Here is a 25,814-nt window from a genome sequence, read left to right as displayed (position 1 = left end):
GCAGGAGCGCAAGGCGGGCAGTGCCCGCTCTACGCGTTCGGGTGGTCTTCCAGCAACTCTTGCAGCGTGGCCTGTGGCAACTGCGGGAAAGGGGTGACGGGCGCGGGCGGATTCGCCGCCGCCTGCAGCTCCTTCTGCCATACGCCCACGTCCCACCACCGGCCGAGCTTGTAACCGCACTGTCGCCACACGCCGGTCGACGTGAAGCCCATCGCCTCGTGCATCGCCACGCTGGCCACCCCGGGCAGGGTGATCACGCCGACGGCCTGGGTGATGCCCTGCAGCCGCATCACGTCCAGCAGCACGCCATACAGCTGGCGCGCGATGCCGCGGCGCTGTGCGTCGGCGCGCACGTAGATCGAGGTCTCGGCGATCCAGTCATAGGCGGCGCGTTCGCGGAAGCGGCCGGCGTAGGCGTAGGCCAGCACCTCGCCGGCTTCTTCCCACACCAGCCACGGGTAGTGTTCGAGGCGCGCGCGCAGGCGTTCGCGCATGGCTTCCACGCCGGGCAGTCCGGTTTCGAAGGTGGCCACGCCGTCGCTGACCGATGGTGCGTAGATCGCGTGAATGGCGGCGGCGTCTTCGTCGCGGGCAGTGCGAATGGGTGTCATGGGCTCACAGCTCGCGGATGAAGAAGCGGTCGCAGCTGAAATGCCCGGTGCCGCCCATCGGCGCGCACAGCGCGGTGAAGCCGCTGCGCTTGTACAGCGCCTGCGCCGCGTCCATGCCGGTCAGCGTCTCCAGGTAGCAGCGCCGGAAGCCGTGCGCGCGGGCCGCGTCGAGGCAGCGCTGCATCATCGCCGTGCCGGCACCGATGCCGCGCGCGGCGGGCAGGAAATACATCTTGCGCAACTCGCACACGTCCGGCTCCGCGTTTTGCAAGGGCGCGACGCCGCCACCGCCGATCACCGTGCCGTCGCGCTCGAGCACGAAATAGCTGCTGCGCGGTTGTGCGTAGGACTCGTACATCGTGTCGACTTCGGCGTCATGGATCGCGAAGCCGGGGCCGTCGGCGCCGAACTCGGGCATCACGGCGCGGATGATCGCGGCCATCGCCGCGTTGTCGCCCGGTGCGATCGGGCGGATCAGGAAGTTTTCGCTCATGGGGTGTGGTGGGGAGTGAGATAGGGGAGGCCGGCCTTCATCACGAAGACCGGATGCTGGAGTGCGTCGATCTGTGTGCTCGGATCGCCGCTGAACGCGGCGAGGTCGGCCGCCAGGCCGGGTGCGATGCGGCCGAAGCGCTGCGACTGGCGCAGGATTCTTGCCGCCACGTCGGTGGCCGCGTGCAATGCCTGCGCGGGCGTCATGCCGCCGGCCACCATTGCTGCCGGCTCGCGCCAGTTCTCGCCGTGCGCGAACACGCCGACGTCGCTGCCGTTGCCGATCGTGACGCCCAGTTTCAGCGCGGTGCGGAAGGCGTGGTCGGCTTCGCGCATGCGCTCGGTCGGTTCGCTCTTGCCGGGCACGTAATGCTGGAAATATTCCGCGGTGGCCTCGACCGCGGTGAGCGTGGGCTCGTAGGCGATGCCGTGCTGCTTCATCAGCCTGAAAGTGGCCTCGCTGGCGCCGTAGCCGTGTTCCACGCTGTCCACGCCGGCCTCCACCGCCATGCGCACGCCGGCGTCGCTGGCGGCGTGCACGGCCACCGGGCGACCGATCTGGTGCGCGGTGTCGACCAGCGCCTTCAGTTCGGCGGCGGTGAAGGTGGGCGCGGTAGCGCCGTCCGGGCCGACCCGGTAGTCGCCGTAGATCTTGATCCAGTCGGCACCGCGCGCGGCCTGTTCGCGTACCGCGGCCATCGCTGCATCGACGCCGCTGACTTCCTGCGCGCCGCCGGGCAGGGTGATGTCCGGACGGAAGCCGCGCGGGCCGGGGCCGTAACTGGCGGTGGCGACGATCGCGCGGGTGGCCACGAACAGCCGCGGGCCGGGGATCAGGCCTTCGTCGATGGCGCGCTTGACCGACACGTCGGCGTAGCCGGCGCCTTCGGTACCGAGATCGCGCAGCGTGGTGAAGCCGGCAAGCAAGGTGTCGCGCGCATGCTTCGCCGCCAGCAGCGTGCGGTAATCCTGCGGCTCGGTCAGCACCTGGTCGTTCCACAGCGTCTCGTTGTACGGATGCAGGAACAGGTGCGAGTGCAGGTCGATCAGGCCCGGCGTGAGCGTGGCGCCGGGCAAGGTGACGCGGGGTGCGTCCGCAGGCGCGTCGATCGAGCCGGCCGGGCCGACCGCCGAGATCATGCCGTCGCGCACCAGCACGGCCCAGCCTGCATGTGCGACGTCACCGTCGGCGGTCCACACGCGATCGGGCAGCAGCAACCAATCACCCTTCGGCGTGGCGGCGCTGGCGGACAGGCTGCAGAGCAGGATCAGCAGTGCCGCTGCCGCCCGCCACCAGGTCATCAGGCTCGTGCGCATCGCTTCGTCTCGTCAACCGAAAGCCGATGATAGTGATCGCCGTCGGGATTTCGCGAGTGGCTCAGGCCGCGGCGGTGCGTGCCCGGGTGACCCGGCTGGCGGTTTCCTTGTGCAGTTGCGCGGCCAGCCAGGCGCCGGTGGCGATCAGCAGGTCGAGGTCGATGCCGGTCTCGATGCCCATGCCGTGCAGCATGTAGACCACGTCCTCGCTGGCCACGTTGCCGGTGGCGCCCTTCGCGTAGGGGCAGCCGCCGGTGCCCGAGACCGCGCTGTCGATCACGCGCACGCCTTCCTCCAGGCAGGCCAGGATGTTCGCCAGCGCCTGGCCATAGGTATCGTGGAAGTGCACGGCCAGCGCGGCGATCGGCACTTCCTGCGCCACCGCGTGCAGCATCGCGCGCGCCTTCGCCGGCGTGCCGACGCCGATGGTGTCGCCCAGCGAGATTTCGTGGCAGCCCAGCTCGTGCATGCGTTGCGCCACGCGCACCACGTCGCTTGCCGGCACCTCGCCCTGGTACGGGCAGCCGAGCACGGTGGAGACGTAGCCGCGCACTTGCACGCCGTCGGCCCGGGCCTGTTCCATCACCGGGATGAAGCGCTCGATGGATTCGTCGATCGAGGCGTTGATGTTCTTGCGGTTGAACGCTTCGGATGCCGCAGTGAACACGGCGATTTCGGTGGCGCCGACTGCGCGCGCGCGCTGGTAGCCCTGCAGGTTCGGCACCAGCACCGGGTAGCTCACGCCCGGCACCTTGCGGATGCCGGTGAACACCTCGGCGGCGTCGGCCAGTTGCGGCACCCACTTGGGGCTGACGAAGCTGGTCGCCTCGATGGTCTTGAGGCCGGTGGCGGAGAGCCGGTCGATCAGTGCGATCTTCACCTCGGCCGGCAGCAACGTCTTCTCGTTTTGCAGGCCGTCGCGGGCGCCGACTTCGACGATGCGGACGTGGTTGGACGGGGACATCAGATGCTCCGGTAATGGCGTGTAGAAGCGCACCCTGTGCGCGAAGCTTTTGCGTGATGTGAAGAAGAGCATCGCGCACAGGGTGCGCTCCTACAAATGCGGTCCGGTAGGGCGGGCACTGCCCGCCGGCTCTTGTGCGTGATAGGCGGGCGGCGGGCAGTGCCCGCCCTACAAGGGTCGGGTGATTTATTCGGCGAAGCGGACCAGCACCGCGTCGGCCTCGACAAACTCGCCCTGCGCGGCATTCACGCTCTCGATGGTGCCGGCGCGCGGCGCCTTCAAGGCCAGTTCCATCTTCATCGCTTCCATCACCAGCAGTTCCTGGCCCTGCTCGACTGCGTCGCCGGCTTGCGCCTTCACCAGCACGATGCGGCCAGGCATCGGCGCGATCACCTGGTTGCCGCCGGCAGTGTCCTTGGCTTCCCACGCGAACGCGGCCGCGCGACCGAGGCTGTAGCGCTGGCCGTGGGCGTCGTGCAGCAGCACGTGCGCGGCGTCGACGTGCAACGGCACGCGGCGCGCTTCGCCATCGAAGCGGGCGCCGAGGTTGTCGTCCGACAGGCGCGCGCCTTGCACCTCGCAGTTCGTTTCGGCGCGGCGCAATTGATAATTGCCGGCGTGCCCGCGCGCCTCGATCTCGAAGCGCTGGTCGCGCCAGGCCAGCGCCACGATGCGCTTGCCGGCGTGGCCGACGCGCCAGGCGTCGGCGCGGGCCCAGGGCGAATGCGGGTCGGTCGCGTTGCCGGCCACGTGCGATTCGTCGTGCAGCAGCACGGCGGTCGCGGCGGCAAACAGCGTACCCTCGGCAGGAGCCGTGTCGCCGACCAGGAATTCGTCCAGGTGGCGATCCAGGTAACCGGTGTCGATGCGGGCCTCGACCACGGCCGGATGGCGCACCAGTCGTTCGAGAAAGGCGATGTTGGATTTCGGGCCGATGATCTCGCATGCCGCGAGTGCCTCGCGCATGCGCTGCAGCGCCTTCGGGCGATCCCCGTCCCACACGATCAGCTTGGCGATCATCGGGTCGTAGAAGATCGTCACCGTGTCGCCTTCGACCACGCCACCGTCGAGGCGCACGTGTTGCGAGGGAGTCGGCAAGCGCAGCGACTGCAGCTTGCCGGAGCCGGGCAGGAAGTTCTGGTCGGGGTCTTCGGCGTACAGGCGTACCTCGATCGCGTGGCCGTGCGAGACCACGTCCTGCTGGGCCAGCGGCAGCGGTTCGCCATCGGCGATGCGCAGCTGCCATTCCACCAGGTCCACGCCGTGGGTCAGCTCGGTGACCGGATGCTCGACCTGCAGGCGGGTGTTCATTTCCATGAAGTGGAAGTCGCCCGCGGGACCGACGATGAACTCCACCGTGCCGGCGCCCACGTAGTTCACGGCGCGCGCGGCGGCCACGGCGGCGGCGCCCATGGCGGCACGCTTTTCCGGGGTGAGGAAGGGCGAGGGGGTTTCCTCCAGCACCTTCTGGTAACGGCGCTGCGCGGAGCACTCGCGCTCGCCCAGGTGGATGATGTTGCCGTGGCGGTCGCCGAAGATCTGGAACTCGATGTGGCGCGGGTGCTCCACGTAGCGTTCCAGCAGCATCGAAGCGTCGCCGAAGGCGGCCTGCGCCACGCGCTGCGCGGTGGCCAGCGCCTCGGGGAACTCGGCGTCCGAGCGCACGATCTGCATGCCCTTGCCGCCGCCACCGGCCGAGGGCTTGATGATCAGCGGATAGCCGATGGCATGCGCCTGTTCGGCGAGGCAGGCGTTGTCCTGCTCGTCGCCGTCGTAGCCGGGCACCAGCGGCACGGCGTGCTTGGCCATCAGCTGCTTGGCGGCGGCCTTGGAGCCCATCGCCTCGATGCTCTCCGGATCGGGGCCGATGAACACGATGCCGGCGTCCTTGCAGGCGCGCGAAAAGGCCGTGTTCTCGGAGAGGAAGCCGTAGCCGGGATGGATCGCCTGCGCGCCGCTCTTTTTCGCAGCGTCGAGGATGGCGTCGATGCGCAGATAGGACTCGGCCGGCAGCGGGCCGCCAATCGGCAAGGCCTCGTCGGCCTGCCGCACGTGCTGTGCGTCGCGGTCGGCTTCCGAGTACACCGCGATGGTGCGGATACCGAGGCGACGGCAGGTGCGGATCACGCGGCAGGCGATTTCACCGCGGTTGGCGATCAGTACACGTTCGAACATGCGATTTCCCTGGCCAGACGGTCGGTGCAAAGCCTTCAAAAGTTAGCAGATGCGCGATGTTTCTCCGCTGCGCGGCGCAGCAAAGGCGTTATTCGCCTTCCCAGTAATCGCGCGCATCCGCGAGGCGTCCGAGGTGGCGGAAGCGGCCCGGCGTGCCGTCGGCGAAGGCGCCGAACTTGGCCGAGTCGGGGTATTCACATACTTCGGCCGGCGACTGCGTGCTGATCGCGAGATAGCGCATCTCCGCCGCGCCGGTGTTGATGATCTGGTGCGCGGTTTCCGGACCGCCGGTGGGGCAGGCGATGATGTCGCCGGCGCGGACCGGGTGGCGCTCGGCGCCATAGCGCAACTCGCCGCTGCCTTCGAGGATGATGAACATCTCCTCTTCGGCGCGGTGACTGTGGAACGGGCAGGCGCGCTTGCCCGGCGCCACCACGGTGAGGTTGCAGCCCAGCTGGCGCGCGCCGATACGGCTGGCGACCTCACCCCAGCGCAGGTCGTAGCGTTCGGCGGTGGCGCCTTGTGGCAGGCCGGCGGGGATCGGCGTGTCGGCGGCGGATTGCACCACCACGTCGGCAAGGTTGAGGATCGGTCTGGTCATGCTCGTGGCTCCGTGGTCAACCGGTGACCCATGACGGCGCGCGCTTGTCGAGGAACGCGCCCAGGCCGTGCTGGCCTTCCGGCGAGACGCGCAGGCGGGCGATCAGCTCGGCGTTTTGGGTGTCGATGCGCTCGGCCGTGGCCGGATCGGCACCGGCAATGCGCAGCGCCAGCTGCTTGGCTTCGCGCTGGGCCAGCGGACCGGCCTTGGCGAGGAAATGCAGCTGGCGCTCGATCGCCTCATCCAGTTCCGCGCCCGCCACCACGGCGTGCAGCAGGCCGATGCGCTGCGCCTCCGCGGCGTCGAACACCTCGCCGCTGACGAACCACCGGCGCGCCTCGCGCAGGCCGATTGCCGCGACCACGTAGGGCGAGATCACCGCCGGCACCAGGCCCAGCTTCACCTCCGACAGGGCGAACTTGGCGCCGTCCACGCCGATCGCGATGTCGCAGCAGGCGACCAGGCCCACGCCGCCGCCATAGGCCGCGCCGTTGACGCGCGCGATGGTCGGCTTGGAGAGGAATTGCAGGTTGCGCATCAGCCGCGCCAGGCGCAGCGAGTCCTCGCGATTCTCCTGCTCGCTGGCGGCGGCCATGCCGCGCATCCAGTGGAGGTCCGCGCCGGCGGAAAACGTGCTGCCGCTGCCGCTGAGCACGACGCAGCGGACCGCCGGATCGGCGTCGGCCCGGGCCAGCGCCTCGGTGAGCGCGGCGATCAGGTTGTCGTCGAACGCGTTGTGTACCTGAGGCCGGTTCAGGGTGAGCCAGGCCACGGCGCCGCGGCGCTCGTTGAGGATGGAGTCGGTCATCGGTCGTCCCGGCAAATAACCCGATGATAAACGCAGCGCGCCGCGACCACCGGCGTGATGCAGGCGCAGGGGCAAAGGAATACAATGCGAACCATTCTTGTTTGGATTCCGCCCGTGCGTCTGTCCGAATTGCCCAAGGGTGCCCTTGCCGTGGTCGAACGCGTGCTCGATGTGCATGCGGCCGATCCGATCGCCCAGCGCCTGCGCGACCTCGGCTTTGTCGACGGCGAACCGGTGCGGGTGGTGGCGGTCGGCCCGATGGGCGGCGACCCGGTGCTGATCCAGATCGGCTTCACGCGCTTTGCGCTGCGGCTTGCCGAGGCGGCGCGGGTCAGCGTGCGCACTGGGGTGGCTGCGTGAGCGCATCGACCCTGCGCATTGCCCTGGTCGGCAATCCGAATTGCGGCAAGACGGCGCTGTTCAACCTGCTTACCGGCGGGCGCCAGAAAGTGGCCAATTACGCCGGCGTCACGGTGGAACGCAAGGAAGGGCGGTTCATGGCGCCGTCCGGCCGACTGCTGCAGATCCTCGACCTGCCGGGCACCTACAGCCTGGAGGCGAACAGCCCGGACGAGCAGATCACCCGCGACATCTGCGCCGGCACCTATCCGGGCGAGGCGGTGCCCGACCTGATCGTCTGCGTGGCCGATGCCACCAACCTGCGCCTGCACCTTCGTTTCGTGCTGGAGGTCCAGCGCCTCGGCCGGCCGGTGGTGCTGGCGCTGAACATGATGGACACGGCGCGCTCGCGCGGCATCGTCATCGACGTGTCGGAACTGCAGCGCCGGCTGGGCCTGCCGGTGGTGGAAACCGTGGCAGTGAAGCGCGGCGGCGCGCAGGCGCTGATCGAACAGGTCGACGGCGAAGTTCCCGCCGCCGCACCGCGGCGACCCAGCGATGCCGCCAGCCGCGCCGACCTGCATGCCCAGGTACGCGAACTGCTGGCGGCCACGGTGACGATGCCGCGCGTCACCGCCGAGATCGACGACGCACTGGACCGCTGGACCCTGCACCCGGTGTTCGGTCTGGCGATCCTGGCGGTGGTGATGTTCCTGGTGTTCCAGGCGGTGTATTCGCTGGGCAAGCCGATGACCGACGCGATCGGCGACGGCTTCGGCTGGCTGGGCGGGCATGTCGCCGCGTGGATGCCGGCCGGGCCGCTGCAAAGCCTGGTCAACGACGGGCTGTTCGGTGGCCTGGGCACGGTGCTTGGCTTCCTGCCGGAAATCCTGGTGCTGTTCCTTTTCATCATCGTGCTGGAGGAATCGGGCTACCTGCCGCGCGCGGCGTTCCTGCTGGATCGGCTGATGCTGTCGGTGGGGCTGACCGGGCGCTCGTTCATCCCGCTGCTGTCGAGCTTCGCCTGCGCCATCCCCGGCATCATGGGCACGCGCAGCATCACCGACCCGCGCGACCGGCTCGCCACCATCCTGATCGCGCCATTGATGACGTGCTCGGCGCGGCTGCCGGTGTACGCGCTGCTGATCGGCGCGTTCATCCCGACCCATTACGTGTTCGGCGTGTTCAACCTGCAGGGCATCGTGCTGTTCGCGCTGTACCTGGCGGGCATCCTCGGCGCGATGCTGGTGGGCTGGGTGATGAAGCACATCCGCCGCGACAAGAGCGAGCATGCGCTGATGATGGAGCTGCCGTCGTATCGCGTGCCCAAGCTGCGCGACGTGGCGATCGGCCTGTACGAGCGCGGCATGATCTTCCTCCGGCGGCTGACCGGCGTGATCCTCGGCCTGACCGTGCTGATGTGGTTCCTCTCCACCTTCCCCGGCGCGCCCGAGGGCGCGACGCTGCCGGCGATCGACTACAGCTTCGCCGGCTACATCGGGCGCGGCCTGCAGTACGTGTTCGCGCCGATCGGCTTCAACTGGGAGATCAGCCTGGCGCTGATCCCGGCGTTTGCCGCACGCGAGACCGCGGTGGCGGCGCTGGCCACGGTCTACCTGGTGGGCGGCGAATCCGGCGGGCTCGGCCAGGCGCTGGCCGGGCAGATCCCGCTGGCCAGCGCGCTGTCGCTGCTGGTGTGGTTCGCCTATGCGCCGCAGTGCATGTCCACGCTGGCGATCATCAAGCGCGAGACCGACTCCTGGCGCAACGTGGCGATCTCGTTCGGCTACATGTTCGTGATGGCCTACACCGCGTCGTTCATCGTCTACCAGGTGACGAGGGCGCTGACGTGAGGAGCCGCCCATGAGTGCCGGCCTGTTGCTGCAGTACGTGGTGATCGCGCTGGCCGTGCTGGCCAGCGTGTGGATCGTGCTGCGCAAGCTGGCCCGGAAAACGACCAACCGCTGGCTGGCCGCCGGCTCCATCCATTTCAACCAGCCCGGCCGCGGCGCCCTGGCGCGGGCGTTGGGCCGGCGCCTGCAGCCGATCGAAGCCACCGGCGACTGCAGCGACGGCTGCAGCACCTGCGGCGCCTGCGGTCCGAAACCGCCGGCCGCCGCACACCCCGGTGAGCCCATGCCGCTCGAATTCCGCCCGCGGCAGTAGGGCGGGCAATGCCCGCCGGCTCTTGTGGCGTGTGGGCGAAGCGGCGGGCGGTGCCCGCCCTACGTGCAGACACGAAAAAGCCGGCTTGCGCCGGCTGTTTCATGCAACCCGAATCGCGTGGCCGGCTTACGCCAGTTCGCGGATCTTCGCGTTGAGGCGGCTCTTGTGGCGGGCGGCCTTGTTCTTGTGGATCAGGCCGCGTGCGGCGTAGCGATCCATCACCGGCTGGGCGACGGTGAATGCGGCAATGGCACCGGCCTTGTCCTTGGCCTCGATGGCCTTGACGACCTTCTTCAGGGCGGTGCGGACCATGGAACGTGCGCTGATGTTGCGCAGGCGGCGCTGTTCGGACTGGCGCGCGCGCTTCTTCGCGGACTTGATGTTGGCCAAGGTAGAACTCCGGGATGCAGTGTGTTGGGTGGAAAAAGACGCCAATTATGCGGTCGATTCATCGACGCGTCAATCACTTGGCCGGCTTTATCCGCAGCCGGCGTGGCGCGCGGCTGCAGGGGTGCCGGCATTTTGCCATAACCGGGCCGTGATCCTGCCGGCGCGGGCTGTCAAACTGTGCGCCCCGTGCGAACGACGCCGAAGGTAGAACTGCCGCCCATGAAGTCTCCCAGCATGCTCCGCGGGCTGCTCTCCTTCAGCAGCATGACGATGATTTCGCGGGTGCTCGGCCTGGTGCGCGACATGTCGATCAACGCCGCGTTCGGCGCCAACGGCGCCACCGACGCGTTCTGGGTGGCGTTCCGCATCCCCAACTTCATGCGCCGGCTGTTTGCCGAGGGCTCGTTCTCCACCGCCTTCGTGCCGGTATTCACCGAAGTGAAGGAGAAGGGCACGCATGCGCAGCTGAGGGAGCTGATGGCGCGGGTGTCGGGCACGCTGGGCGGGGTGCTGCTGCTGATCACGGCGCTGGGCATCATCTTCGCGCCGCAGGTGACCGTGCTGTTCTCGCCCGGCGCGATCGACGAGCCGCGCAAGTTCGAGCTGACCGTCGAGCTGTTGCGGCTGACTTTCCCGTTCCTGCTGTTTGTGTCGCTGACCGCGCTCTCCGGCGGGGCGCTGAACAGTTTCCACCGCTTCGGGCTGCCGGCGCTGACGCCGGTAATCCTCAACCTGTGCATGATCGCCGGCGCGCTGTGGCTGTCGAAGAAGCTGCAGACGCCGATCCTGGCGATGGGCTGGGCGATCCTGGCCGCGGGCATCCTGCAGTTGCTGTTCCAGTTGCCGGCGCTGCGGCAGCTCAACCTGCTGACCCTGCCACGCTGGGGCTGGCGCCACCCGGAAGTGCGGAAGATCATGCGGCTGATGGTGCCGACCCTGTTCGGCTCCTCCGTGGCGCAGATCAACCTGCTGTTCGACACGGTGATCGCCTCGCTGCTGGTGGTCGGCTCGCAGAGCTGGCTGTCGCAGGCGGATCGTTTCCTGGAACTGCCGCTGGGCGTGTTCGGCGTGGCGCTGGGCACGGTGATCCTGCCGTCACTGGCGCGCCATCACGTCACCACCGACACCGCCGGCTTCTCGCGGGCGCTGGACTGGGGGCTGCGGATCACCCTGCTGATCGCGGTGCCGGCGATGTTCGCGCTGATGCTGCTTGCCGGGCCGCTGGTGGCCACGCTGTTCCAGCATGGCCACTGGACCGCGCACGACACGCACATGGCGACCTTGTCGATCACCGCGCTGAGCTTCGGCCTGCCCGCTTTCGCGCTGGTGAAGGTGCTGCTGCCGGCGTTCTATGCGCGCCAGGACACGCGCACGCCGGTGCGCGCGGCGGTGGCTTCGCTGCTGACCAACATGCTGTTGAACGTGGTCTTCCTGGCGCTGCTGTTCGAACTGTGGGCGCCGGCCGGCTTGAAGCAGCTGTCGTGGCTGGATGGCATCGCCCGCGTGCCCGGCCTGCACATGGCGCTGGGCTTGGCCAGCGCGGTAGCCGCCTACGTCAACCTGTGGCTGCTGTGGCACTGGCTGAAAAGGACGGGCGTGTACCAGCGCCAGCCGGGCTGGTCGCGCCACTTGCTGCGGCTGGCCGCGGCCTGCGCGGTGATGGTGGCGGTGCTGTTGCTGGGCCGCTGGCTGTGGCCGGACTGGGTCCACGGGGTGCCGGTGCTGACCCGGCTGTGGCATCTGGCCGTGCTGGTGCTGGCCGGCGGGGCCAGTTATGTCGCCGTCCTGTTTGCCGGCGGCTTCCGCCTGCGCGATCTGCGCGCGGCGTGAGGCCGCGACACCGACCGTTCTATATACTCGCGCGATGATGAGACTCTCCAGGGATGTCGCCGGCCCTTGCCTGGCGCCCGGTGGCAGTGTGGTCGCGGTGGGTGCGTTCGACGGCTTGCATCGCGGCCACCAGGCGCTGCTGGCGCAGGTGGCCGCGCGCGCGCGCGAGCTGGATGGCAGCCCGCTGGTAGTGAGCTTCGAGCCGCTGCCGCGCGCGTTCTTCTCGCCGCGGCCGGTGCCGCGGATTTCCAGCGTGCGCGACAAGTTGCGCGGCTTCGCCGCTGCCGGCATGCAGCAGGCCCTGCTGCTGCGCTTCAACCGGGCGCTCACCGCGATGTCGGCCGAGGATTTCGTCCGCCGCGTGCTGGTCGAGCGGCTGGCTGCGCGCGAGGTCTGGGTGGGCGCGGATTTCCGCTTCGGCCACAAGCGCGCCGGCGACGTGGCGCTGCTGCAGGCGATGGGCCCCGAATGCGGCTTTCTCGCCTGCACGATGCCGGAAGTGCAGTGGCACGATGCGCGGGTGTCGGCCAGTCGCGTGCGCGAATTGCTCGCGGCGGGCGAGTTCGCCGCGGCCGAGCCGCTGCTTGGCCGCCCTTTCGTGATCGACGGCAAGGTGCAGCGCGGCAACCAGCTCGGCCGCACCCTGGGTTATCCCACCGCCAACATCCATCTGCGCGATCGGGTCAGCCCGGTGCTGGGCATCTTCGCGGTGCGCGTGGGCCTGGGCGAGGGCGAATGCAGCTGGCCCGGCGTGGCCAGCCTGGGCGTGCGCCCTACCGTGAACCAGGTCAGCGAGCCGCTGCTGGAAGTCCACCTGTTCGATTTCGAGGGCGACCTGTATGGCCAGCGCATGGCGGTGGAGTTCGTCGGCAAGCTGCGCGACGAGCAGAAGTTCGACGGGCTGGAGCCGCTCAAGGCGCAGATGGCGCTCGACGCGCGCCGGGCACGAGAGCTGCTGGGCATGAATCCGCGGCTGGTCGGGGCGTGAACGCAGTCCCGGGTATTTCCCGTGTGCCCGCGCATCCATTAACTTAGAAGCCTTTGCCCGCCCATGGGCGGGCCGCAACACCTTCAACGGCACCTACGCGATGACCCACGATTACAAGAGCACCATCAACCTGCCGCATACGGATTTCCCGATGCGCGGCGATTTGCCGAAACGCGAGCCGGGCTGGCTGGCGCAGTGGGAGCAGGTGGGCCGCTATGCGCAGATCCAGCAGAAGACTGCCCATCGCGAGCGCGCGTTCGTGCTGCACGACGGCCCGCCGTATGCCAACGGTGCGATCCACATCGGCCATGCGGTCAACAAGATCCTCAAGGACATGGTGGTCAAGTCCAAGCTGCTGGCCGGTTACCGCGCGCCGTACGTGCCGGGCTGGGATTGCCACGGCCTGCCGATCGAGATCGCGGTGGAGAAGAAGTTCGGCAAGCCGGGCGACAAGCTCGACGCCGCCGCGTTCCGGCAGAAGTGCCGCGAGTACGCCACCGAGCAGGTCGACACGCAGCGCGCCGGCTTCAAGCGGCTTGGCGTGCTCGGCGACTGGGAGCACCCCTATCGCACCATGGATTTCAAGTACGAGGCCGACATGCTGCGCGCGCTGGCGCGCATCGTGGCGAACGGCCACGTGCTGCGCGGCGCCAAGCCGGTGTACTGGTGCTTCGATTGCGCCTCCGCGCTGGCCGAGGCGGAGATCGAGTACGGCGACAAGGTTTCGCCTGCGGTCGACGTGGCCTACGACGCGGTCGATGCGAAGGCGCTGGCCGCGAAATTCGGCGTCGACGCAGGCGATGCCATCGTCGCCATCCCGATCTGGACCACCACGCCGTGGACGCTGCCGGAAAGCCAGGCGGTGTCGCTGGGCGCGGATCTCGAATATGCGTTGATCGAAGGGCCGGCGCGCGACGGCAGGCGCGTGCTGCTGGCGGTCGCCAGCGCGCTGGTCGACAAGGTGCGCGCCCGCTATTCCCTTCTCCCCTTGGGAGAAGGTGCCCGAAGGGCGGATGAGGGTACGGTCGGAGCGCAGTCTCCCCGCACGCCCGAACCCTCACCCCCAACCCCTCTCCCGAAGGGAGAGGGGAGCCAAGTGTTGGGCCACGTCGACGGCAAGGCGCTCGAACGACAGATGCTGCGCCATCCGTTCTACCCGCGCGAAGTGCCGGTGATCCTCGGCGACCACGTCAGTGCCGAGGACGGCACCGGCGCGGTGCATACCTCGCCCGATCACGGCGTGGAGGATTTCGTGGTGGCGCGCGAGTACGGCATCGGCCTGCTCAACTATGTCGGTTCGCGCGGCGCGTATCACGCCGACACGCCGGCCGCCGACGGCGTCGAGCTGGCCAACATGCACATCTGGAAGGCCAACGACGCCATCATCGACGTGCTGCGCCAACGCGGCGTGCTGCTGGCCTTCGCCAGGATCGAGCACAGCTACCCGAACTGCTGGCGGCACAAGACGCCGGTGATCTACCGCACCACGCCGCAGTGGTTCATCTCGATGGAGCAGGCCGGGCTGCGCAAGACCGCGCTGGCCTCGATCAAGGACGTGCGCTGGGTGCCGGGCTGGGGCGAGGAGCGCATCGCCGGCATGGTGGCCGGACGTCCCGACTGGTGCATCTCGCGCCAGCGCACCTGGGGCGTGCCGATCGCGCTGTTCGTGCACAAGGTCACCCAGGAGCCGCACCCCGATTCCGTCGCGCTGCTCGAACAGGTGGCCAGGATCGTGGAGCAGGGCGGTGTCGATGCGTGGTTCGCGCTCGATCCGGCCACGCTGCTGGGCGATCAGGCGGGGGACTACGAGAAGGTCACCGACGTGCTCGACGTGTGGTTCGATTCCGGCGTCACGCATTTCGCCGTGATCGGCCAGCGAGCGGAACTGCAGCGCGGCAGCGCGGACGAGTACAAGGTGATGTATCTGGAAGGCTCCGACCAGCACCGCGGCTGGTTCCAGTCGTCGCTGCTGACCTCCTCGGCGATCCACGGCCGCGCGCCGTATGACGAGGTGCTCACCCACGGCTTCACGGTGGACGCCAACGGCCGCAAGATGTCCAAGTCGCTGGGCAACGTGGTGGCGCCGCAGAAGGTGATGGATACGCTGGGCGCCGACGTGCTGCGCCTGTGGGTGGCCTCCGCCGACTATCGCAACGAGATGTCGGTTTCCGACGAGATCCTCAAGCGCGTCTCCGACAGCTACCGGCGCATCCGCAACACCGCGCGCTTCCTGCTCGGCAATCTGGACGGCTTCGATCCGGCGCAGCATCTGCTGAAGGTGGAAGACAGCCTGCTGCTCGACCAGTGGGCCGTGCAGCAGGCGTTCGACGTGCAGCAGGCCGTGGTGGCGGCCTACGAGCGTTACGACTTCCCGGAGGTGGTGGCGCGCGTCCAGAACTTCTGCACCAACGAGCTGGGCGCGCTGTACCTGGACATCACCAAGGACCGGCTCTACACCATGCCGACCGACAGCCGCGGCCGGCGCAGCGCGCAGAGCGCGATGTACCGCATCGCCGAGGCAATGGTGCGCTGGCTGGCGCCGATCCTGGGCTTCACCGCCGAGGAAATCTGGCAGCAGTTGCCGGGCGAGCGCGGCGACAGCGTGCTGTTCGAAACCTGGTACGACGGACTGGCGGCGACCCAGGCCTCGCCGGAGCAGCGCCGCTACTGGGCCGACCTGCTGGCGATCCGCGACGGCGCCTCGCGCGTGCTCGAGGGCATGCGCAAGGCCGAGCAGATCGGCGCGGCGCTGGAGGCAAGGCTCGTCGTGCATGTCGACGCTGCACTCGCGGTGCGCTACGCCGAGGTGGCCGACGAGCTGCGCTTCTTCTTCATCACCTCCGACTTCACCCTGGCACCCCTGGCGCCACGGACGGGCGAGGCGATGAAGGTGGAGCTGGAAGGCGCCGAGGCCCGGGTTTCCGCGTTGGTCAGCGATGCCGCCAAATGCATTCGTTGCTGGCACCGTCGTGACGACGTCGGTAGCCACGCCGGGCATCCGGAGCTGTGCGGCCGCTGCGTCGGCAACGTCGAAGGTCCGGGCGAGGATCGCCGCTGGTTCTAGGCTTCGAAAAAATACCCGTTCGCCCTGAGCGTAGGCCCGCAGGGCCGAAGTCGAAGGGGCTGCCACGCGCAAGGCCCTTCGACTTCCTCGCTCATCAACCCGCGACCGGCCATGGTCGCTCCCCGCGTACGCTGCGCTACGCTCAGGGTGAACGATCCGGATATTGCGCTCAGGATAGCCCCATGCCCCCCAAACCCAACGCACTCTCCTGGCTGTGGCTCTCCGTCGCCGTCATCGCGCTCGATCAGCTGGCCAAATGGTGGGCGATCCATGCGCTGCAGCCGATGGGCGTGCCGCATCCGGTCATCCCCGGCTTCCTGAACTGGACGCTGGCGTTCAACACGGGTGCCGCCTTCAGTTTCCTTGCCGATGGCGCAGGCTGGCAGCGCTGGTTTTTCGTGGTGCTGGCGGTGGCGATCAGCGTGGTGCTGGTGGTCTGGCTGGCGCGCACGCCGCGCCGCGACTGGCGCACCGCCTTGCCGCTGGCCTTCATCATCGGCGGCGCGATCGGCAACCTGGTCGACCGCCTGCACGCGTCGCAAGTCACCGACTTCATCCACGTGTACTTTCGCCAGTGGAACTATCCGGTGTTCAACCTGGCCGACTGCGCCATCACGGTCGGCGCGGTGATGCTGGTGGTATTCGGTCTGTTCGCCGACAAGCCCGCAGACAGCGTGCGATAATCCAGACCCGTGCGCAGGAGCCCGCTTGCGGGCGATGCCCTTCGAGTGGAAAGCATCGTCCGCAAGCGGGCTCCTGCGGAATTCCATATCGAGGTCGTCTTGGACATCCTGCTCGCCAACCCCCGCGGCTTCTGTGCCGGCGTGGATCGCGCCATCGCCATCGTCGAACGCGCACTGGAATCCTACGGCGCGCCGATCTACGTGCGGCACGAAGTGGTGCACAACCGTTACGTGGTCGACAAGCTGCGCGCCGACGGTGCGGTGTTCGTGGAGGAGCTGCACGAGGTGCCTGACGGCGCCACCGTGATCTTCAGCGCGCATGGCGTGTCGCAGGCGGTGCGCGAGGAGGCTGCACAGCGGCAGCTGAAGGTGTTCGACGCCACCTGTCCGCTGGTGACCAAGGTGCACATGGAGGTGGCGCGACTGGGCCGGATCGGCCGCAGCGTGGTGCTGATCGGCCATGCCGGCCACCCGGAGGTCGAGGGCACGATGGGGCAGTGGAACCCGGCCAACCACGGGCAGATCCTGCTGGTGGAGTCGCTGGAGGATGTCGCCACGCTGGTGCCGAAATTCCCGCACGCGCTGTCCTACGTCACCCAGACCACACTGTCGGTGGACGACACCAAGGCGATCATCGAGGCCCTGCGCGCGAAATTCCCGAGCATCGAGGGGCCGCGCAAGGACGACATCTGCTACGCCACGCAGAACCGCCAGGACGCCGTGCGCAGGCTCGCCGACTCGGTGGACCTGATGCTGGTGGTCGGCTCGGTCAACAGCTCCAACTCCAACCGCCTGCGCGAGCTGGCCGCGAAGCAGGGTGTGCCCTCCTACCTGATCGACGGCGCCGAACACATCGAGCGCCACTGGCTCGACGGCGTGCAGCGCATCGGCCTGACCGCCGGCGCCTCCGCGCCGGAAAAACTGGTACGCGACGTGATCGCCCGCCTGCAGTCGTGGGGTGCGGGTGCGGTGCGCGAACTGGACGGTGAGCCGGAGAGCATCACCTTCGCCCTGCCCAAGGAGCTGCGCGTGGTCGGCACCAGCGGCTCGGCCAGCTTCTGACGACCTTGTTACGGTGAGCTCGCAGGGCGGCACCGCCCGCCAGCTCCCGCATCGTCGCGAGAAGCGGCGGTACCGTTCGTCGACGCCGGCATCGCCGACCCTGCGCGGTTGCGCGGGGACGGCGGGCACCGTAAAATCCACGGCTCTTTGCCGGAATAGCTCAGTTGGTAGAGCGGCGCATTCGTAATGCGTAGGTCGTAGGTTCGATTCCTATTTCCGGCACCAGACACGGCACACGCAAGCGGCTCGATCTCCGGATCGGGCCGCTTGCTTTTGCGGCCGTGAAACCCGGCGCAGGCACGGTCGCGGATGTCCGTCCGTGGGGCGGCGCCGGGCCCCTCGACGGTCAACTCTCGACCAGCGACCACGCCACCGTGCTCCCCGCGCGCATCGGCACGCAGGTGGCGTCGCCCAGAGCGAGCTCGGCCGGTACGGTCCAGGGTTTGCGTTCCAGCAGCAGGCGCTCCTGGTTGCGCGGGAGGCGATAGAAATCCGGGCCGTGGAAGCTGGCGAAGGCTTCCAGTCGGTCGAGTTTGCCGGCCTGGTCGAAGGCTTCGGCGTACAGCTCGATCGCGGCGTGCGCGCTGTACACGCCGGCGCAGCCGCAGCCTGATTCCTTGGCGTGGCGCGGGTGCGGCGCGCTGTCGGTGCCGAGGAAGAATCGTGGATCGCCGCTGGTCGCCGCCTTCACCAGGGCGGCGCGGTGGGTTTCGCGTTTCAGGATCGGCAGGCAATAGTGGTGCGGGTTGAGGCCGCCGGCGAACAGCGCGTTGCGGTTGAGCAGCAGGTGGTGCGCGGTGATCGTGGCCGCCAGGTTGGCCGGGGCGGCGGCGACGTACTCGGCCGCGTCGCGCGTGGTGATGTGTTCCAGCACCATGCGCAGGGCAGGGAAGCGTGCGCGCAGCGGCATCAGGTGGCGTTCGATGAACACGCGCTCGCGGTCGAAGATGTCGATCGCGGGGTCGGTCACCTCGCCATGCAGCAACAGCGGAAGCTCGTGGCGCTCCATCGCCTCCAGCACGTGGGCGACGCGCTCCAGGTCGCGCACCCCGTCCTGTGAATTGGTGGTGGCTCCGGCGGGGTAGTACTTCACCGCGAACACCGTGCCGCTGGCCTTGGCCCGCTCGATCTCCTGCGCCGGCGTGGCCTCGGTGAGGTACAGCGTCATCAACGGCTGGAAGTTGGTGCCGGGCGCCAGGCTGGCGAGGATGCGGCGTCGGTAGTCCTCCGCCTGCGCCACCGTGGTCACCGGCGGCTTCAGGTTGGGCATCACGATGGCGCGGCCGAACCGGCGTGCCGTATCGTCGACCACCGAGGCCATCGCGGCGCCGTCGCGCAGATGCACGTGCCAGTCGTCGGGGCGGCAGATGTCGAGGCGGTCAGCGGTCATTGGCAGGAATCCGTGTCGCGGCGTGCGGGCGGAGTGGCGGGGCGGGTGTGGCGAAGAGGCATGCGGATTGTCCAGAAGATTTGCGGCAGTGAGTTGAACCGCTGGCTATTATCGCCCGCCAGCGCATTGAAGCCTCCCCCTTTGGTCGCTGGCGAGAGAAGGCGAGGAAAGCCCCTCTCCCTGCGGGAGAGGGGTTGGGGTGAGGGTTCGGGGCCGAGGCGTGGCTGCAGGTTTCTCCCCGCACCCTCATCCGGCCCTTCGGGCCACCTTCTCACCCGCAAGGGGACTCCCTGCGGTCGCCGGAGGGAGAAGGGCTTTAAAGGCTTCCCCGCCGCGTGATCGGGTTCACCCTTTCCGACAACGACCGCGCCGCTCATCGGCCAATTCCTACCGCCGGTCGGCTGGGGGCTGGCCGCGCGCGGCGCGATGGCTACAGTGGATGCAGGGGTATCAGGGAGAATTCCATGCAAGTCCTGTCGCGTCAGCGAGGCATCTCGTTGATCGAGGTGATGATGGCCGTGCTGATCTTCAGCATCGGCCTGATCGGCCTGGCCAGCCTGATGGTGATGGCCACGCGCTCCAACCATGCCGCTTACGTGCGCACCCAGGTGGTGTTCCTGGCCAACAGCATGGCCGCGCGGATGAGCGCCAACCCGATCGGCGTGTGGAACGGCAACTACAACAGCACCAGCTATCCGGTCTCGTCCAGCTCGATCGGTTGCGGCTCCGGCGCGGCCTGCGACTCGGCCGAGCTGGCCACCCACGACCAGCGCCTGTGGAGCAGCCAGTTGAAGACCTTCCTGCCCAATCCCACGGCCAAGATCACTTGCGGCGGCGTGGGCACCGCCGGCTATGACCCCACGTCGCAACTGGCCATGCGTCCACCTTACGGTGGCACTTGCGCGATGGAGATCTCGTGGAACGAGCAGGGTGCCGGCGACAACAAGGGGACTGGCAACGACGCGAGCAAGGCCAACGCGACACAGAGCTTTACCTGGGAGTTCCAGCCGTGATCGCCTTCTGCATGCTTCCGCGTGGTTCGCGCGGCTTCACCCTGATCGAACTGATGGTGGCGATGGTGCTGGGCCTGCTGGTGGCCGCAGGCATCGTCACCGTGTTCGCCTCTACTTCCAGCAGCAACAAGGCGCAGAACCAGCTGGCGCAACTGCAGGAAGCCGGACGTTTCGCGGTGACCCGCATGGGCACCGACCTGCGCATGGCCAACGGGCAGTACTGCACGAACACCGGCGGCGTGGCCAAGGTCGGTTCGGGCGGCAACGCGCTGGACCACATCCGCGCGCCCAAGGTCTACGCCAAGAAGCTGATCGGCGCCGCCGGCGCGGTCAGCGGCGCGTTCGGCGACGTCACCACGGCATGGGGCACCGGTTCGTACCCGGCCGCGCCCACGGCGCCGTATTCGATGCCGTCGTTCCTGTTCATGCGCGGCTACGACTGCACGCTCACCGCCTGCAACCCGGTCGATCCGCACACCACCATCGGCACCATCCCTGCGATGGGCACCGCGATCGACAGCCGGGTGAAGGGTGCCGACGTGCTCACCGTGCGCTACGTCAACCCATCCGCCGGCTGGGCCATTACCCCCACGGGCGTCGCCGGCAGTCAGCTGGCCACCAGCAGCAGCGCGGCCACCATCACCTCGATCACCCTCGTGCAGCAGACCGCGCTGGGCGAGCCGCCGGTGAGCAATGCCGCCAACGGCGACCTGTTCATGCTGGCAGACTGCTCCAACGCGCAGATCTTCCCGGCTACCGCCAGCAGCGTCGGCGTGATCACCCCCTTGGCCAACACCACCGATGGCTTCGGCACCGGCGCAGCCAACCTTCCGACTGCGCAGGAGCCGGAGTCGGCACCCAAGGTGTTCGACGTCAACCGTGATTTCCAGACCGTCACCTATTACCTCAAGCTGGTCAGCGTGAACAACGACGGCAAGGCACCGCTGACCGGCGCGCTGATGCGGCGGGTCAACGGCGGCACGGCCGGCCGCGGCGGCTCGGAGGATGAACTGGTGCGCGGCGTCGAGCGACTGGATTTCCGCTACGGCGTGCAGGACAACAACGGCAAGATCAGCTTCCTCAGCGCCAAGGATGTCGATGCAGCCACCAGTTGTCCGCCGAGCGAGCTGAATGCGGTCACCAACACCGGCTGCCTATGGCGCGGCATCGTGAGCATCGAGGTCAGCCTGCTGATGGACGGCCAGACGCCGCTGTACACGCTGACCGGCAACCAGCTCAATTACCGCTACAGCGCCGACGCCAACACCGCACTGCTGCCGCCGTCCGGCCATGCCATCAAACCCAGCGACCAGGGCTTCCCCGATCAGTTGCTGCGGCGCGAGTTCAGCGTGCTGGTACCGGTGCGCAACTACAACCCTTGATGTAAAGCGGCGGCACTCGCGGGTGCCGCCGCACGATGAATTCTGGAGCCAAGCCATGGCGATGCCGAACAAGCCACGATCAATGCGAACCGGCCCACGCGCCCAGCGCGGCGCGGTGCTGGTGGTGGCGCTGATCTTCCTGATCCTGCTGACCATCCTGGCGATCAGTGCCTCCGGCCGCTCGCTGTTGCAGGAGCGCATGGCCGGTGGTCTGCACAACGCGCAGCAGGCGGACATGAGCGCGCTCACCGCGCTGCGCGGGGCCGAGTGGAAGCTGTGGACCAGCACCACCAACGTCACCTCCCATCTCAATTGCGGCACCGGCATCTTTACCGACTGCTACGTCTACGATCCGGCCAACCCGATCGCCAACGTGGTCGACTTCCGTACCAAGCAGGGCTGGGTCACCGCCGGCTCCACCGAGTACAAGGGCTACGGCGGCTCGATCGACTACACCAGTGCCACCAAGGGCGATCTGGCGCAAAACCCGCGCTACATCATCGAGGACCTCGGCGTGGAACTGCCGCCGGGGGTCAGCGGCGGACTGCATGAGTCGGGGGCTACCGGCAGTACCGGCACCGGCACGTCCAGCGTCAGCCGGCATATCTACCGCATCACCGCACGTGCCACGGGTGGCAGTGCCAACACCGTACGCGTAGTGGAAAGCACCTTCGCGGCCAAGAGCAATTGAGTCGGAGTATCCAAGTCATGCTTATCCGTCATGTTTTTGCGAAGCGCATGCCGCCGGCCCTGATGGGCGGACTGCTGACTCTGACTGGGGGCTTTTCCGCGCCAGTACCGGTGCAGACGTCACTTTCGGTCGCCGCGGTCATCGTCGCCAGCAGCACCTTCGTTCCGGCCTCGGCCGCCACGGTGGCAACCCCTGTGGGTACGGTGGAGCTGAGCCCCGCTCCGCCCAACGTGACGCAATCGGTGGCGCCGAATATTCTGTTGACCTTCGACGATTCGGGTTCGATGGCCCAAACGAATATTCCCGATGGTCTGAGTCGCAGCAGGACGTATTACTATTCGGCGAACAGCAATCCTGTCTATTACAACCCAGCGACGACTTATAACCCACCGCTGAAAGCGGATGGAGTTGCGCGTTTCCCTGCGTCCACATATACGAGCGCGTGGAAAGACGGCATGTGTGCAAATGCCGATATCGGGAAAGGTCTGGGCAAGGACAATACCGGCACCGACTGCACCGGAACCACGGACCTGTCAAAGAATTTCAGGACTGACGCCGTCTTTGACAGCTCCAGTTCAAGCCCCCCACGGCCCTATGGGTCAGGCATGAATAATATCGCCAACACGATTGGTAGCGCCGGCGGGTTTTACTACATCTGCCCTACCGTAAATAGCACCTCAGGCTGCACGCTGGTGACGGTAGGCAGTACTGACGACATCACCCCGGGCACGGTGGCCCAGCAGAAGCAAAATTTCGCAAACTGGTATTCCTATTACCGCACGCGCATGGAGCTGACACGTAGCGCCATGGCGGAGACGTTCGCGCAGTTGGGCAAGAATGCTCGCGTAGTGGGCCAGTTCATCAACGCCGGTAGCCTGTTTGCGGGCGGGACTACGGCGTTTGAGAAATTCGCAGACACCAGCACCGGCGTGGGCCCGCGCACGGATTTCTTCAATTGGCTCTACGGTGCATACGCCAACAATTCGACGCCCACGCCTGCAGCCATCAACGCGGCGGGCAAGGTCCTGACCTATGGCAAGGGGGTCAAGAGCAACAAGAACCCCTATTGGGAAGAGGGCGCTGGAGTCGATGGCAAGGGCATGGAATTGACTTGCCGACAGAACTTCAATGTGCTGGTGACGGACGGTTATTGGAATGCAGGGGTTAATCCCACCGTAAAGAATCCAAGAACCAGCTACACCTTGCCCGATGGTGTCGCTTATGTCGCTACGAACGACGATGAAAAAATATACTCGAATGTTCCGGCCACCTCTGGTTACGTCTCGCTAGCCGACTTGGCTTTCCACTATTGGGCAACCAATCTTCGGCCGGACTTCACCAACCCAGCCGATCCATCGAAACCCAAGCTGGATGTACCGACCTCCATCACTGATTTCACCGACGTGAACAACAAGCCGGTGGTCTGGGATGGCAAGGGTACGCCGCCCGCGTCCATCTATTTCAACCCGAAGAACGATCCGGCGACGTGGCCGCATCTGGTTCAGTACATGGTGACCCTCGGTGTCAACGGCACCCTGAGTTATCCAGGCGATTACGACGCCTTGCGCCAAGGAACGAAAGCGTGGCCGAAGCCATCGTCCGGCGGCGATCAGACCGACATTGACGACACTTGGCATGCGGCGATCAGCAGCCGTGGCTCATATCTCGAAGCCAATGACCCGCCCTCCCTAGTGGCGAAACTGAGGGCCATCCTCTCCGGCATCATTGCGAAAAGCTCCGCTCCGGATACCGGCGCACTCAACACCAGCGTACTGGTTCAGGGCGCACTTGGTTTCCAGACCAGTTACAACTCCTCTGACTGGAGCGGTACGCTCAAGGCGGTTACGGTCAACGCCGACGGCACGGTTGACCCGGCTGGTGTCTGGAGCAAGGAAGCGGGTGCGAAGCTCACGGATCGGACGACTTCACGCAATATCCTGACCTCAACCGAGAAAGCCGACGGCAGTTTCGACGACGGCGTCACTTTCGCCTGGGCGAATCTCGATGCTGCCGCAAAGACCCTGATAAGTACCAAGCCAGCCAGTACCGATATTGCGGATACCGGCTCGGCACGCGTGGACTGGATCAGCGGTGTGGTGACCAACGACGGCACGCTTTATCGCAAGCGGTCGACCTTACTCGGCGCCATCATCGGATCGCAGGCTGTGTACGTGAGCTATCCGTCGAGCGGCTATCGCAACAGCTGGCCCTCGGGGTCACCCGAGGCGACGGCGATGGCTGCCGATACCTCCTGTGTGCCAACGGCACCCACACTGGCCACCTGCCACAGCTACGAGGCGTTTGCGAGCATCTACAAGGATCGCAAGCCCGTCGTTTATGTCGGGGCCAATGACGGCATGCTGCATGCGTTCGATGCGTCGATGACGCAAGACACTTCGACGCCGCCGAAAACCGTGCCGACCACGAACGCAGGGAGCGAATTGTTCGCTTACGTGCCGCGATCGGCCTACGGCAACCTGGGCAACCTGCCCAGCAAGGGTGCAGCGAAGTTTGCACCGACGGTGGACGCTACGCCGGTAACCCGTGACGCGTTCTTTGGAGGGGCTTGGCATACGCTGCTCGTGGGTGGGCTGCGACTGGGTGGGCGAGGCGTGTATGCGCTGGACATCACCGATCCCACCGCGATGACCGCAAGCCAGGTGTTGTGGGAGTTCAACGCCGACGCACCAGCCTCGGCTTCCCCGGGTTGCGTATCCAATTACGGAAGCTGCAATCCCGCTGACCTGGGCTTCACCTACGGCCAGCCGAACATCGGTCGGCTGGCGAACGGCAAGTGGGTGGTGCTGGTGCCGGGCGGCTATTTCCCCGACTGCACGGTGGCACCGTACAACTCGGCAAACTGCCCGACGCCTGCAGGCGCACCCACGACCGGGACGCCCGCGGTTGCCTTCAGTTCGCTGTTCGTCCTGAACGCGGAAACCGGTCAGATGATCGCGGAGCTGAAGACCCCGACCGGCACCGTCGCCAGTTCGGGCCTCTCGTCGCCGGTATTGGGCGACTACAACAACGACCAGATCGACGATGTGGCTTTTGCGGGCGACGTGAACGGCAATTTGTGGCGCTTCGACCTGTCGAACTCGAGCCCGTCGAGTTGGTCGGTCACGTTGGCTTACAAGCCGACCACTCCCGGAGCTCAGCCGATCACCTCGATGCCGCGGCTGTTCCCCGACCCGGCGACCAACCGTTTCATCGTGGTATTCGGCACGGGCAAGTACCTGGGCGCTTCGGATGCTACCGACGGCACGATGCAGTCGCTTTACGGCATCCGCGACAAGCTCGACACCAGCACGCCTGTCACCAAGGCGAATCTGCAGAAGCAGACCTTGTATGAAGCGGCATCGGCGAACGCAACCAATATCGTGCGCGGCCTCACCGACAACTCGCTGACCGCAACTCAAGGCGGATGGTATGTTGATCTTGACCTGACCAGTTCGCCGGGCGAACGCGTGGTGGTCACGCCGGGAGCGTTGTTCGATACCAATCGCGTGATCTTCACCACCTTGATTCCCGGAACCCAGGATCCCTGCAGCACGACCATCAACGGCGCCTTGATGGTGCTGAACGCCGCGACGGGTGGCTCTGGCGGTGGCCTGTCCGGGCCGGCAGCCCCCACGGGCGGCTGGACGACGGGAGTCAGCACGGTAGGTGGCCGCGTCACCAACCCACCCACCGGTGGCTCGGTGCCGGTGGCGTCGGTGATCGGCGGCGGCAAGCTGCTGATCCCTGGCCTGGAGCTGCAGGGCGGCGGCAACCTCAATATCGATGACGCGATCTGGCGTCGACGCTCATGGCGGGAGTTGAACAATGACCTGTGACGGCAAGCCAAG

The 25,814-nt window shown here is 67.2% G+C and carries 21 protein-coding genes and 1 tRNA gene; 13 read left to right on the top strand and 9 right to left on the bottom strand.

The window, feature by feature from the left end:
• Positions 1-29 precede the first annotated feature (29 nt).
• The 7 genes from ACVCL3_RS05110 to ACVCL3_RS05080 all read right to left on the bottom strand — a co-directional run bounded on the left by ACVCL3_RS05110 (position 30) and on the right by ACVCL3_RS05080 (position 6,968).
• Positions 30-611, bottom strand: a complete 582-nt coding sequence (locus ACVCL3_RS05110; RefSeq protein WP_447100609.1) for an N-acetyltransferase family protein — start codon at positions 609-611, stop codon at positions 30-32.
• Positions 612-615: 4 nt separating this feature from the next.
• On the bottom strand, positions 616-1,104 hold the full coding sequence (locus ACVCL3_RS05105) for a GNAT family N-acetyltransferase (protein ID WP_447100608.1): 489 nt from the start codon (positions 1,102-1,104) through the stop codon (positions 616-618).
• Complete coding sequence (locus tag ACVCL3_RS05100; protein ID WP_447100607.1) at positions 1,101-2,420, bottom strand: amidohydrolase family protein; 1,320 nt, start codon at positions 2,418-2,420, stop codon at positions 1,101-1,103. Before ACVCL3_RS05100 ends, ACVCL3_RS05105 begins: the two co-directional genes overlap by 4 nt.
• A gap of 61 nt (positions 2,421-2,481) precedes the next feature.
• Positions 2,482-3,384, bottom strand: a complete 903-nt coding sequence (locus tag ACVCL3_RS05095) for a hydroxymethylglutaryl-CoA lyase (protein WP_447100606.1) — start codon at positions 3,382-3,384, stop codon at positions 2,482-2,484.
• A gap of 186 nt (positions 3,385-3,570) precedes the next feature.
• Complete coding sequence (locus ACVCL3_RS05090; protein WP_447100605.1) at positions 3,571-5,559, bottom strand: acetyl/propionyl/methylcrotonyl-CoA carboxylase subunit alpha; 1,989 nt, start codon at positions 5,557-5,559, stop codon at positions 3,571-3,573.
• An 88-nt stretch (positions 5,560-5,647) separates the two neighbouring features.
• Complete coding sequence (locus ACVCL3_RS05085; protein ID WP_447099247.1) at positions 5,648-6,160, bottom strand: cupin domain-containing protein; 513 nt, start codon at positions 6,158-6,160, stop codon at positions 5,648-5,650.
• Between the two features lie 16 nt (positions 6,161-6,176).
• The gene (locus ACVCL3_RS05080) at positions 6,177-6,968 is read right to left on the bottom strand and encodes an enoyl-CoA hydratase-related protein (protein WP_447100604.1); all 792 of its coding nucleotides are present in this window, start codon (positions 6,966-6,968) and stop codon (positions 6,177-6,179) included.
• A gap of 114 nt (positions 6,969-7,082) precedes the next feature.
• Between ACVCL3_RS05080 and ACVCL3_RS05075 the strand changes: the two genes are divergently transcribed.
• The 3 genes from ACVCL3_RS05075 to ACVCL3_RS05065 are packed head-to-tail and all read left to right on the top strand — an operon-like array spanning position 7,083 to position 9,473.
• Positions 7,083-7,328 carry a FeoA family protein gene (locus ACVCL3_RS05075; protein ID WP_395117501.1) on the top strand — a complete coding sequence of 82 codons (246 nt, stop codon included), beginning with the start codon at positions 7,083-7,085 and terminating at the stop codon, positions 7,326-7,328.
• Positions 7,325-9,160, top strand: a complete 1,836-nt coding sequence (feoB, locus tag ACVCL3_RS05070; protein WP_447100603.1) for a ferrous iron transporter B — start codon at positions 7,325-7,327, stop codon at positions 9,158-9,160. The genes ACVCL3_RS05075 and feoB overlap by 4 nt, the downstream gene beginning before the upstream one ends.
• A 10-nt stretch (positions 9,161-9,170) precedes the next feature.
• Entirely contained in the window at positions 9,171-9,473 is a 303-nt protein-coding gene (locus tag ACVCL3_RS05065; RefSeq protein WP_447100602.1) for a DUF6587 family protein, read from the top strand.
• A 126-nt stretch (positions 9,474-9,599) separates the two neighbouring features.
• On the opposite strand, the gene rpsT is transcribed toward ACVCL3_RS05065, so the two are convergent.
• Positions 9,600-9,863 carry a 30S ribosomal protein S20 gene (gene rpsT, locus ACVCL3_RS05060; protein ID WP_072760571.1) on the bottom strand — a complete coding sequence of 88 codons (264 nt, stop codon included), beginning with the start codon at positions 9,861-9,863 and terminating at the stop codon, positions 9,600-9,602.
• Between the two features lie 219 nt (positions 9,864-10,082).
• On the opposite strand from rpsT, the gene murJ reads away from it, so the two are divergent.
• The 6 genes from murJ (at position 10,083) to ACVCL3_RS05030 (ending at position 17,715) form a co-directional block, all read left to right on the top strand.
• Positions 10,083-11,693 carry a murein biosynthesis integral membrane protein MurJ gene (gene murJ / locus ACVCL3_RS05055; RefSeq protein WP_447100601.1) on the top strand — a complete coding sequence of 537 codons (1,611 nt, stop codon included), beginning with the start codon at positions 10,083-10,085 and terminating at the stop codon, positions 11,691-11,693.
• A 34-nt stretch (positions 11,694-11,727) separates the two neighbouring features.
• Positions 11,728-12,681, top strand: coding sequence for a bifunctional riboflavin kinase/FAD synthetase (locus tag ACVCL3_RS05050; RefSeq protein ID WP_447100600.1), 954 nt, complete (start codon positions 11,728-11,730; stop codon positions 12,679-12,681).
• A gap of 100 nt (positions 12,682-12,781) precedes the next feature.
• On the top strand, positions 12,782-15,745 hold the full coding sequence (locus ACVCL3_RS05045; protein WP_447100599.1) for an isoleucine--tRNA ligase: 2,964 nt from the start codon (positions 12,782-12,784) through the stop codon (positions 15,743-15,745).
• 182 nt (positions 15,746-15,927) lie between these two features.
• Positions 15,928-16,428 carry a signal peptidase II gene (gene lspA / locus ACVCL3_RS05040; RefSeq protein ID WP_447100598.1) on the top strand — a complete coding sequence of 167 codons (501 nt, stop codon included), beginning with the start codon at positions 15,928-15,930 and terminating at the stop codon, positions 16,426-16,428.
• Between the two features lie 99 nt (positions 16,429-16,527).
• Positions 16,528-17,490, top strand: coding sequence for a 4-hydroxy-3-methylbut-2-enyl diphosphate reductase (gene ispH / locus ACVCL3_RS05035; protein ID WP_447100597.1), 963 nt, complete (start codon positions 16,528-16,530; stop codon positions 17,488-17,490).
• A gap of 149 nt (positions 17,491-17,639) precedes the next feature.
• Positions 17,640-17,715 (top strand) — tRNA-Thr (locus tag ACVCL3_RS05030).
• Between the two features lie 121 nt (positions 17,716-17,836).
• Here the strand turns inward: ACVCL3_RS05030 and pyrC are convergent.
• On the bottom strand, positions 17,837-18,880 hold the full coding sequence (gene pyrC, locus ACVCL3_RS05025) for a dihydroorotase (protein WP_447100596.1): 1,044 nt from the start codon (positions 18,878-18,880) through the stop codon (positions 17,837-17,839).
• 464 nt (positions 18,881-19,344) lie between these two features.
• Here pyrC and pilV point away from each other — a divergent pair, with 464 nt between their 5' ends.
• The 4 genes from pilV (at position 19,345) to ACVCL3_RS05005 (ending at position 25,802) form a co-directional block, all read left to right on the top strand.
• Positions 19,345-19,893: a type IV pilus modification protein PilV gene (gene pilV, locus ACVCL3_RS05020; protein WP_447100595.1), complete on the top strand. Its 549-nt coding sequence runs from the start codon at positions 19,345-19,347 to the stop codon at positions 19,891-19,893.
• Positions 19,890-21,275 (top strand): PilW family protein, encoded by a 1,386-nt coding sequence (locus ACVCL3_RS05015; protein WP_447100594.1) that lies wholly within the window; start codon positions 19,890-19,892, stop codon positions 21,273-21,275. Before pilV ends, ACVCL3_RS05015 begins: the two co-directional genes overlap by 4 nt.
• An 82-nt stretch (positions 21,276-21,357) precedes the next feature.
• Positions 21,358-21,966: a pilus assembly PilX family protein gene (locus ACVCL3_RS05010; protein WP_447100593.1), complete on the top strand. Its 609-nt coding sequence runs from the start codon at positions 21,358-21,360 to the stop codon at positions 21,964-21,966.
• A gap of 17 nt (positions 21,967-21,983) precedes the next feature.
• The gene (locus ACVCL3_RS05005) at positions 21,984-25,802 is read left to right on the top strand and encodes a pilus assembly protein (RefSeq protein ID WP_447100592.1); all 3,819 of its coding nucleotides are present in this window, start codon (positions 21,984-21,986) and stop codon (positions 25,800-25,802) included.
• Positions 25,803-25,814 lie beyond the last annotated feature (12 nt).

The sequence above is a fragment of the Rhodanobacter sp. UC4437_H4 genome, assembly GCF_052978425.1.
This window is presented reverse-complemented; position numbering and strand designations above follow the sequence as displayed.

What these genes read in the sequence shown, in the direction of transcription:
- ACVCL3_RS05045 (WP_447100599.1), top strand. Translation starts at nt 12,782, where the DNA reads ATGACCCACGATTACAAGAGCACCATCAACCTGCCGCATACGGATTTC.
- ACVCL3_RS05095 (WP_447100606.1), bottom strand. Translation starts at nt 3,384, where the DNA reads ATGTCCCCGTCCAACCACGTCCGCATCGTCGAAGTCGGCGCCCGCGAC.
- pilV (WP_447100595.1), top strand. Translation starts at nt 19,345, where the DNA reads ATGCAAGTCCTGTCGCGTCAGCGAGGCATCTCGTTGATCGAGGTGATG.
- lspA (WP_447100598.1), top strand. Translation starts at nt 15,928, where the DNA reads ATGCCCCCCAAACCCAACGCACTCTCCTGGCTGTGGCTCTCCGTCGCC.
- pyrC (WP_447100596.1), bottom strand. Translation starts at nt 18,880, where the DNA reads ATGACCGCTGACCGCCTCGACATCTGCCGCCCCGACGACTGGCACGTG.
- murJ (WP_447100601.1), top strand. Translation starts at nt 10,083, where the DNA reads ATGAAGTCTCCCAGCATGCTCCGCGGGCTGCTCTCCTTCAGCAGCATG.
- ACVCL3_RS05110 (WP_447100609.1), bottom strand. Translation starts at nt 611, where the DNA reads ATGACACCCATTCGCACTGCCCGCGACGAAGACGCCGCCGCCATTCAC.
- ACVCL3_RS05105 (WP_447100608.1), bottom strand. Translation starts at nt 1,104, where the DNA reads ATGAGCGAAAACTTCCTGATCCGCCCGATCGCACCGGGCGACAACGCG.
- ACVCL3_RS05085 (WP_447099247.1), bottom strand. Translation starts at nt 6,160, where the DNA reads ATGACCAGACCGATCCTCAACCTTGCCGACGTGGTGGTGCAATCCGCC.
- ACVCL3_RS05100 (WP_447100607.1), bottom strand. Translation starts at nt 2,420, where the DNA reads ATGCGCACGAGCCTGATGACCTGGTGGCGGGCGGCAGCGGCACTGCTG.
- ACVCL3_RS05050 (WP_447100600.1), top strand. Translation starts at nt 11,728, where the DNA reads ATGATGAGACTCTCCAGGGATGTCGCCGGCCCTTGCCTGGCGCCCGGT.
- ACVCL3_RS05090 (WP_447100605.1), bottom strand. Translation starts at nt 5,559, where the DNA reads ATGTTCGAACGTGTACTGATCGCCAACCGCGGTGAAATCGCCTGCCGC.
- ACVCL3_RS05005 (WP_447100592.1), top strand. Translation starts at nt 21,984, where the DNA reads ATGCTTATCCGTCATGTTTTTGCGAAGCGCATGCCGCCGGCCCTGATG.
- ACVCL3_RS05010 (WP_447100593.1), top strand. Translation starts at nt 21,358, where the DNA reads ATGCGAACCGGCCCACGCGCCCAGCGCGGCGCGGTGCTGGTGGTGGCG.
- ACVCL3_RS05080 (WP_447100604.1), bottom strand. Translation starts at nt 6,968, where the DNA reads ATGACCGACTCCATCCTCAACGAGCGCCGCGGCGCCGTGGCCTGGCTC.
- ACVCL3_RS05065 (WP_447100602.1), top strand. Translation starts at nt 9,171, where the DNA reads ATGAGTGCCGGCCTGTTGCTGCAGTACGTGGTGATCGCGCTGGCCGTG.